Below are 1,954 nucleotides of genomic sequence, written 5' to 3' on the forward strand. Positions count from 1 at the left end.
GGCCGGCGGCGCCGGCCCGTGAGGGGCGACCCCCTCACGCTCCCCGGTGTCCCGTTCCGGGGCGCGAGCTGCACTCGCGCAGCGGCGACGGAGCACCGCGGGTCGGAGGCCGCGATGCGGCCCGTTCCACCTGTTTTCTTCACCTCTCCGCGGTTTCAACCTATTTCGCTCCACCGGCTCCGTGCCACCGATAGCGGACGCGCCCTGCGGGCTTATTTCGCCCGCTATCGGCGTCACTGCGCCGCCTCCACTCAAACGGTTTTCCCCGCCGGAGAGGCAAAGAAAAACGATCAGCCAGAGGGAGCACCCACACCATGCAGATCACCACCGACTTGCAGACCACCGCGAAGACCTACCTCACGCTCGCGAACACCCGCGCGGTCGATATCCGTGTCGTGGGCACCGACCCCCAGACGACGCCCTCGGTGCACGTCACCCGCCGCACGTCCGGCGTCTGGGAGGCGTGGCACTCCGACCAGCTGCACGGCATCACCAGCGGTTCGTTCCGTCACTGCGTCGCCCACGCCCGCCGCGCAGCGATCCGCCGCGTCGCCCCGTTCCTGAACCGCTGAGAGGACCACACCATGACCCGCACCGACACCGGCCGCGCCACGGCCGAGCAGCTCGCCCTCATCCTCGACACCCGCCGCGCCGAGTCCGACGACGACGCGACCGCCACGGACGCCGAGATCCTCGCGCACATCCGCAACACGCTCACTCTTCCCGGCGAAGGAGCTCCGGGCGGATTCCCCGTCACCGACGACGGCACCGCCTACGCCGCCGCGCTGATCGCGTTCCTCACCCCCGCCGACAAGCAGGACACCGGCGCGGCACTGGCCGCTTTCCTCACCCCGACCCCGGAGACGCTGGACGAGCGTGCGGCACGCATCGAGTCGAACCGGCGCGCGGATGAGGGGTGGCAGGCGCTCTCCCCGGCGGAGCAGGCCGCGCAGATCGCGGCCGTCGAGCGGGCGGAGAACCCCAGCGGGCCGTGCGACTGCGCCAACTGCTCCGAGCCCGCCGACCGGTAGCCGCGCGGCGCGGGCCGGCCTTCCGGGCCGGCCCGTGAGGGGCGACCCCTCACGCTCCCCGGTCTTCCCCGTTCCGGGGGCGCGAGCTGCACTCGCGCAGCGGTGACGGAGCACCGCCGGCGGGAGCCGCTACGCGGCCGGATTACCCGTTTTCTTCACCTCTCCGCGGTTTCAACCTATCTCGCTCCGCCGGCTGCGTGCCGTCTCTCTCGGACGCGGTCGCAAGCTCCCTTATTTCGCCCAAGAGAGCCGTCACTCCGCCGACTCCACTCAATTGGTTTTCACTCGCCGGAGAGGCAAAGAAAAACGATCAGGAAGACGACAAAAGCCCCGTAGTTGGCTTAGAACCACGGGACTCGTCACCTTCATGGTCGCACACCGATTGAGGAGAAACCATCGTGAGTATCACCACCGGAACCGGGACCGTTCAGCACATCGACCCGACCGTCCTCGTGATCGAGGCGAACGTCCGCACCAGCGCCCCGCTGACGAAGGACTTCATCGCGTCGATCCGCGAGAACGGCGTCATCACCCCGGTCCTCGCCCGCCGCGACGAGCACGGCAACGTCATCGTCCGCGCCGGACAGCGCCGCACCCTCGCCGCCCGCGAGGCCGGAGTGCCCACGATCCCGGTCTACGTCGTGGAGGGCGACGAGACAACCGCGGATCGGATCGTTCAGCAGATCATCGAGAACGACCAGCGCGCCGAGCTGAGCGTCGCGGACCGCACCGCCGCGTGGGCGCAGCTCGCGTTTGAGGGCGTGTCCGCTGCAGCGATCGCCAAGCGCACCGGCACCAAGACCGACGCGGTGAAGAAGGGCCTTGCGGTCGCGGAGTCCGCGACCGTCACGTCCGTTCTGCACGAGCACGAGCTGACCCTGGACCAGGCGGCGGTGCTGTTGGAGTTCGAGGACGACTCCGAC

3 protein-coding genes are annotated in these 1,954 nt (G+C 69.6%); all 3 read left to right on the forward strand.

Annotated features, from left to right (window positions below):
- Positions 1-314: 314 nt before the first annotated feature.
- A complete protein-coding gene (locus C5C63_RS16590; RefSeq protein WP_104234631.1) occupies positions 315-572 on the forward strand; it encodes a hypothetical protein in 258 nt (85 codons plus the stop codon).
- A gap of 12 nt (positions 573-584) precedes the next feature.
- A complete protein-coding gene (locus tag C5C63_RS16595; RefSeq protein WP_104234632.1) occupies positions 585-1,031 on the forward strand; it encodes a hypothetical protein in 447 nt (148 codons plus the stop codon).
- A gap of 398 nt (positions 1,032-1,429) precedes the next feature.
- A partial coding sequence (locus tag C5C63_RS16600) for a ParB/RepB/Spo0J family partition protein (RefSeq protein WP_258065486.1) occupies positions 1,430-1,954 on the forward strand: 525 nt, incomplete at its 3' end.

The organism is Rathayibacter sp. AY1B8 (genome assembly GCF_002932775.1).
Classification (GTDB): domain Bacteria; phylum Actinomycetota; class Actinomycetes; order Actinomycetales; family Microbacteriaceae; genus Rathayibacter.

Bases quoted from the DNA above. Each gene is read 5' to 3' on its own strand.
- C5C63_RS16590 (WP_104234631.1), top strand. From the start codon at position 315: ATGCAGATCACCACCGACTTGCAGACCACCGCGAAGACCTACCTCACG.
- C5C63_RS16595 (WP_104234632.1), top strand. From the start codon at position 585: ATGACCCGCACCGACACCGGCCGCGCCACGGCCGAGCAGCTCGCCCTC.